Source organism: Streptomyces sp. A3M-1-3, from assembly GCF_024213665.1.
In the GTDB taxonomy this organism is placed as follows: domain Bacteria; phylum Actinomycetota; class Actinomycetes; order Streptomycetales; family Streptomycetaceae; genus Streptomyces.
On the sequence record NZ_JANAVP010000024.1, the window covers coordinates 101,424 to 107,868 of the forward strand.

Annotated in this window: 2 protein-coding genes and 2 pseudogenes; 1 reads left to right on the top strand and 3 read right to left on the bottom strand. The window is 70.7% G+C overall.

What is annotated here, in order from left to right:
• Positions 1 to 18 precede the first annotated feature (18 nt).
• Positions 19 to 375: a cupin domain-containing protein gene (locus NLX86_RS24980; protein ID WP_254374019.1), complete on the top strand. Its 357-nt coding sequence runs from the start codon at positions 19 to 21 to the stop codon at positions 373 to 375.
• Between the two features lie 95 nt (positions 376 to 470).
• On the opposite strand, the pseudogene NLX86_RS24985 reads toward NLX86_RS24980, so the two are convergent.
• The 3 genes and pseudogenes from NLX86_RS24985 to NLX86_RS24995 form a co-directional block, all read right to left on the bottom strand.
• Positions 471 to 4,207: pseudogene (locus NLX86_RS24985) on the bottom strand (S8 family serine peptidase).
• Between the two features lie 123 nt (positions 4,208 to 4,330).
• The gene (locus NLX86_RS24990; RefSeq protein ID WP_254374020.1) at positions 4,331 to 5,623 is read right to left on the bottom strand and encodes an MFS transporter; all 1,293 of its coding nucleotides are present in this window, start codon (positions 5,621 to 5,623) and stop codon (positions 4,331 to 4,333) included.
• A 130-nt stretch (positions 5,624 to 5,753) separates the two neighbouring features.
• Positions 5,754 to 6,374: pseudogene (locus tag NLX86_RS24995) on the bottom strand (aminotransferase class I/II-fold pyridoxal phosphate-dependent enzyme); the annotation flags it as partial.
• Between the last annotated feature and the right edge of the window lie 71 nt (positions 6,375 to 6,445).

Consider the following 6,445-nt stretch of genomic DNA (forward strand, 5'->3'; position numbering starts at 1 on the left):
GGCGGCAGGCTGGGACCCATGACGGTCAACATCGAAGAGCAACTGTCCCGCTTCAGCGACCACTGGGCCCAGCGCACGGTCGCCGCGGTCAACGACTACGAGGTCAAACTCGCCAAGGTGCAGGGAGAGTTCGTCTGGCACACGCACGAGGACACCGACGAGTTCTTCCTGGTCGTCAGCGGCCGGCTGACCATCCAGCTCAGGGACCGCGACGTCGTCCTGGGCCCGGGGGAGCTGTTCGTGGTCCCGCGCGGGGTCGAGCACTGCCCGGTGGCCGAGGAGGAGACCGCGATCATGCTGTTCGAGCCCACGGGCGTGGTCAACACCGGTGACGCGGGCGGCCCGCTGACCAAGCCGCCCGTCGACACGGACTGACTCGACGCGGACTGAGACGCGGACTGAGACGAGACGCAACAGAGCTGCCCGGCACAAACCCGTGCCGGGCAGCTCCTGCGGGCGAGTGCCGGAGGCTACTTCACGCCCACCGCGCGGATGATCTCCTGCTTGACCGAACCGCCCCGGTCATCGGCCGCGGAAGCACGCAGTGAGACGTACTGCGCGTCCTCCGGGACCGAGATCGTGCCCTGCCAGGCCGCGGACGTGCCCGGCTTGCGATCGAGTCCGACGGAGTTCCACGTCTTTCCGTCGTCGTACGAGACCTCCAGCGTGCCGGCACCGATCCTGCCGGTGTCCGGTGCCCCCTTGACGTACTCGGAGAAGATCCCGACCGGGATCTTCTTCCCGCCGCTGACATCACCGGTCAGGTCGGTGTCCACGGCGAAGCCGAGGTTGAGCAGGGGCAGGAACGTGTAGCGGTCGGCCGGAGTCTCCTTGGACCTGAAGGTCCACTCGGAGTGGCCGCGCGTGGACAGCCTCCAGCGCTCCGGGTCCATGGTGGTGTCGGTGACCACCTTGAAGGTCTGCTCGTGCGATTCGGCATTCCAGACGTACGCGCCCGAGCCCATCCGGCGGTCGACCCGCACCCCGTCCACGTACACCTCGGTGAACTGGGTCAGCGACTCTTCGCTCCACACATCGCCGAAGCCGGTGTGGTCGGGACCCGAGTCTCCCCAGCCCGGGGTGTTGAACTGCAGGCCGTTGCCCGCGCGCTGCTGGCCCCAGCCCAGACCCGTACCGAGCCACGGGCGCAGGACCGGCTTGAACCAGTTGACTTCGGTGCGGACGCCGCCCTGGTAGGTCACCTGGCCGCTGCGCGACTCGAGGGAACCGGGGCCGTTGCTGACCGACTCGTGCCACCGCTGGCCGGCGCCGGTGGAGACGTACTCGGTGCGCCCGACCGGGAAGGCGATCTTCTCCTGGAAGCCGAAGCCGATGGGGAAGGTGTCGGTGATGGAGTAGCGGAAGTCGCTGCCGTCGGCGGGCTTCGCCGCGTGGAACTCGGCGTCGATCACAGCCAGTTCACGGCTCCTGGGCTCGAACGTCAGATCGTGCTTCGGGATCGCGCCGGGGTGGCCCTCCGAGAGGTCGTAGACGTACGGCGTGTACCGGGTGACGGTGAGGTCCAGCTTCTGGTGCTTCCGGGCCGCCTCGGCCAGACGGGCCGCGTCGGCCGCGTTGACCGTGGCGACCTGGAGCGGCCGGTCGGCCCATTCCGCGGTGCCGAACCACCTCATCAGCCGGCCGGGGGCGTCGTCGGTGACGAACAGCGCCTTGGCACCGGCCTCCTGAGCCGCGTCGGCCAGTTGCACCGGGGTGAGTGCGCCGGTGGCACGTACGACGACGGCCGCGCCGCGTACGCCCTTGCCCGTGTACTCGGCAGGGCTGCCGGAACCCGCGTCCACGACAGAGAGCCGCTGCCGCCCGTCGAGCATGGTGGTCCCCGCCTGGAGGGTGGCCTCGGAGAGACGCTTGCCGCCCGCCTTCGCCTCGATCATCGGCTTGCCGAGGCGCCAGACGGTGCGGTACTCGAAGGAGCCGGTGCTGACCTTGCGGGTGGGCGCCGCGAAGATGCTGTCGTACATCGGCGGCACCTGCACGACACCGCTGACGGCACCGCCGTTCGCCTGCCGGTTGAACTCCATCAGCAGCTGACGGGTCTCGCTGCGCTTGTCGACCTCGGCCCTGATCTCGCGCAACCGGCGGCCGTCCAGGGTGATTTCGCGGTCGCGGTCGAGGACGATCTCGGGGTCGGCGAGGAAGCCGAGACCGAGCGAGTCCTTGCCCTTGCTGCCGCGTACGTCCAGGAAGGAGCTCACCGAGTAGGTACCGGGCTGCAGGCGCAGCTCCAGGGTGCCGGAGTCGCCGACGACCTCGGTCCAGGGGTCGACGTTCTCGACCAGTTTCTTGACGCCCAGCCAGGCTCCGGTCGGTGCGCCGTCACGGTCCTTGACGTGGACCGTGAGGGTGTACCGCTCCTCCTCCTTGACCAGGCCGACGGCGGTGTGCGCGACGACGGCTCCACCGGCCGTGGCCGTGATCCGCCCGGAGGTGTTGCCGACCGGGGCGCTGGTGCCGTCGCCGGTGACGGTGGTCTGCGCGGTTCCGTGCGCGGGAACGGTCAGCGTGGTGTCGGCGAGAGTGACGACACCTGCCGGTGCGCCCTCGGCGGCGAGGGTCAGAGTGACCGGCGCGTCGGAGGAGTTGGCGTAGGTCAGCGTCCGGGTGACGGGCTTGTTCGCCTCGTACGGCCAGCTGTAGTGACCGAAGTCCGCACTGCCCGACGCGGTGATCTGCGCGGTGCCGGCCGCGGGCACGTCCACCCGGCCCGAGCCCAGCTCGTACGGCGAGTCGGCGAGCCGCTTGGACGTGCTCATCAGCGCGTCCTTGAGCTGCTGCCCGTTCCAGTCGGGGTGCTTCTCCGCGAGGAGCGCGGCCACGCCGGCGACATGCGGGGTCGCCATGGACGTACCGCTCAGCGTGACGTACGAGCCTTCGCCGCCGGTGTACTGCGAGCGGGCGGCCAGGATGTCGACGCCGGGGGCGGCGAGGTCCGGCTTGAGGCCGTGGTTGCCGGGGCGCGGACCCATGCTGGAGAAGTACGCCCGCCGGTCGGCGGAGTCGACGGCGCCGATGGTCAGCGCGGAGTCGGCGGTTCCCGGGGAGCCGATGGTGTAGGGGCCGCCGCGGTTGCCCGCGGCGATGACGAACAGCGCGCCGGTCTCCCTGGAGAGGGTGTTGACGGCCTCGGCCATGGGGTCGGTTCCGTCGGTCGACTCCGTCGAGCCCAGGCTCATGGAGACGATCTTGGCGTCGATGTCCTTCGCCGCCCATTCCATACGGCGATGATCTGCGACTCGGAGCCGGAGCCCGCGTTGCTGAGCACCTTGCCGACGGCGAGCTGCGCGCCGGGGGCGACGCCCTTCTCCTTGCCCTCGGAGGCCGCACCGCTGCCGCCGACGGTGGAGGCGACGTGGGTTCCGTGACCGTTGTGATCCTCAACCTCCTCGCCCTCGATGAAGCTCTTCGACTCGGCGATCCGGTCCTTGAGGTCTGGGTGAGCGGCGTCCACACCGGTGTCGAGGACGGCAACCTTGACGCCCTTGCCGGTGAGCCCGGCCTCCCATGCCTTCGCGGTGCCGATCTGCGCATTGCTCTGGGCCATGTCCGCCTTGACCCGGCCGTCCAGCCAGATCTTCGCGACGCCGGCGGCGAAGGCGCCGCCCGCATCACGGGACATGGCGCTGGTCCTGGCGGCGGTGGCAGCCCCCCAGAACTCGCCGTCCGTCCGGGCCCGTACCGCGGCGCCGCCCACGCTGGGCAGCGCGCGCACCTGCTCGGCGCCGCGCGGCGCGCTGCGTGCGCCCTTCGTGTTCTTCGTGTTCTTCGTGTACGTCACGATCAACGGGAGGGCGGCGTCGCCGTCGCCCAGCCCCTGCCGGAGGAGCTCACTGACGTCGAACAGCCGCTTGTCGAGCGTCCCGGCCTGCACATACGGGCGGACCTCGTCCGGCACGACGGTGATCCGGCCGTTGGCTATCTCGCTGCGGACTGCACCGGTCGCACCCTTGGGCCGCTCCACCTCGACGGTCTTCCGGCCGCCGCCGAGATCGGTGACGGTCACCCTGTCGCCGGTGATGAGCGTGACGGTCTGCGGCTTCACTGCGGTCTGCGGCTTCGACGCGGCCTGCTGGGCGGTTGGCGCGTTCGCCTGCCGCCCGTCAGCCATCGCCTGCCCGGCCGGGAGCAGTACGAGCGCGAGCCCGGCCGAAACCAGCCTCGCTCTGCGTCTCGCGGGTGCTCTGGTCATGGACGCCCTCTCTTCGGGAGCTCGAGTGCTGCGAAGAGTGTCGGGGGGCTGGTGTGGCCAGGGGGAGAAACGGAGGGGGCGGATGGCCGCCACGGCAGGTTTCCGCCAGCTCCAGCCGTACGGTCAGGGCTTGGGCACCCTCGCGTCGTACCGGGCGAAACCGCGCCAGCGCAGGGCAAGCAGCCCGACGGCGACCACGCAGGCGAGGCCGCCTCCGGTCACGGCCACGCCCGGCGAGGTCAGATCGGCGGCGGCGCCGGCCAGGAAGTCACCGAGCCGGGGCCCGCCCGCGACCACCACGATGAAGACGCCCTGCAACCGGCCGCGCATCTCGTCCGGGGTCGCCGCCTGGAGCATGGTGGAGCGGAACACCATGCTGATCGTGTCCGCGCACCCTGCGAGGGCGAGGAAGAACAGCCCGAGCCAGAGATTGCGGGTCAGCCCGAACACGGCGATGGCCGTCCCCCACGCGGCGACGGACAGCAGGATCGCCAGCCCGTGCCGGCGGATCCGCCCCAGCCGGCCGGAGAACACCCCGCCGAGCAGCGCCCCGACGGCGGGCGCGGCGACCAGCAGTCCGACGGTCCTGGCGTCACCGCCGTACCAGAGCACGGCCACGGCGGGGAAGAGGGCGCGGGGATGGGCGAGCACCATCGCGCACATGTCGCTGAAGAAGGTCATCCGCAGGTTGGGCCGGGTGGCGAGGAACCGCAGCCCGTCGATGACGGATGCCCGGCGCTTGGGCCCCTGTGCGCGCTCCGGACGCATGGAGGGGAGCCGCCACATCGCGTACAGCGCGGCGCTGAAGGCGACGGCGTCGATGAGGTACGCGGCCTGGTAGCCCCACAGGCCGACGATGAGCCCGCCGAGCATGGGGCCGATCATCATGCCCGAGGTGGTCGTCATCGAGCTGAGCGCATTGGCCGCGGGCAGCTGCTCGGGCGGCAGGAGCTTGGGGATCATCGAGGTGCGGGCCGGGGAGTTCAGCGCCCCGCAGACCGCTTGCAGCGCGACGACCGTGTAGAGGAACCACACCCGGTGGAAGTCGGCCAGGGCGGCCGCGGCGAGCCCCACCGAGAGCACGGCCGCCCCGGCGGAACTGGCGAGCCCGAGCTTGCGGCGGTCCACGGTGTCGGCGATGGCGCCGCCGTACAGCCCGAACACGACGAGCGGGACGAGCGAGCACAGCCCGACCAGGCCGACGGAGAAGCTGGACCGGGTGATGTCGTACACCTGGAGCGACACGGCGAGGGCGGTCATCGCCTGCCCGACCCAGGAGATGGTGTTGCCGAACCAGAGCCGCCGGTAGTGCGGGGATGTCCGCAGCGGCGTCAGATCGGCGAATATGCGCCGCCGGGGCAGCGTGGCGTCGCCGTCCCGGCCGCTGCGCGGGCCGTGCGAGGTCGTCTGTGTCACACGGGATGCTAACCACGCCCCCAACCACCCCGGGCGGGCGGCCGGGCTACTGGGCGGCAGCGAGCGCCGACGGGAGGTCGGCGTGGGCGCCCCGGGAGGGCTGGCGCCACAGGGCCGTCGGTCCGGCGGGGAGGCAGGACTGGAGACCGTCGAGGAGCCGCTGCACATCCTCGTGCGGCCGGACGACGAGCCGGATGAACTGGCTGCTGCTGCCCAGCTTGTTGCCGCATTCGCGGACGAAGACGCCGTGCTCGGTGAGCAGGCGGTCGCGCAGCACGGTCCCGTCGACCCCGTCGGGCAGTTTCACCAGGACGAAGTTGCCCTGGGAGAGGAAGACCGTGAGGCCCGGTACCGCCGCGAGCGCGAGGGACATGTTGGCGCGGTCGCGGGCGAGCAGGGCCAGGCTCTGGCGGTACTCCACTCCGTATTCCTTGAGCATGAAGACCACGCTCTCGGCGAAGGAGTTGAGGTTCCACTTGGGCAGTGCCCGGCGGACGGTCGCGGCCAGGGCCGGGTTGGCCACGAGGTAGCCGAATCTGATGCCGTGGAGGCCGAAGTTCTTGCCGAGGCTCTTCAGGACGATGACATTGGGGCGCAGGGCGGCCTCGTCGGCGACGGACGGGGCCCGTTCACCGTCGACGAAGTCGATGAACGACTCGTCGACCACCACCAGATCGAGGTCGGCCAGCTCGTCGAGCAGCCACAGCATCTGGTGGCGGCGGAGGAATCCCCCGTCGGGATTGTTGGGGTCGTCAGCTGCTTGCCGGGGAGCGTGCACGAGGGCGGTTTAACTCGATCGTGTGATGGTCGGCTTCCGGGCTT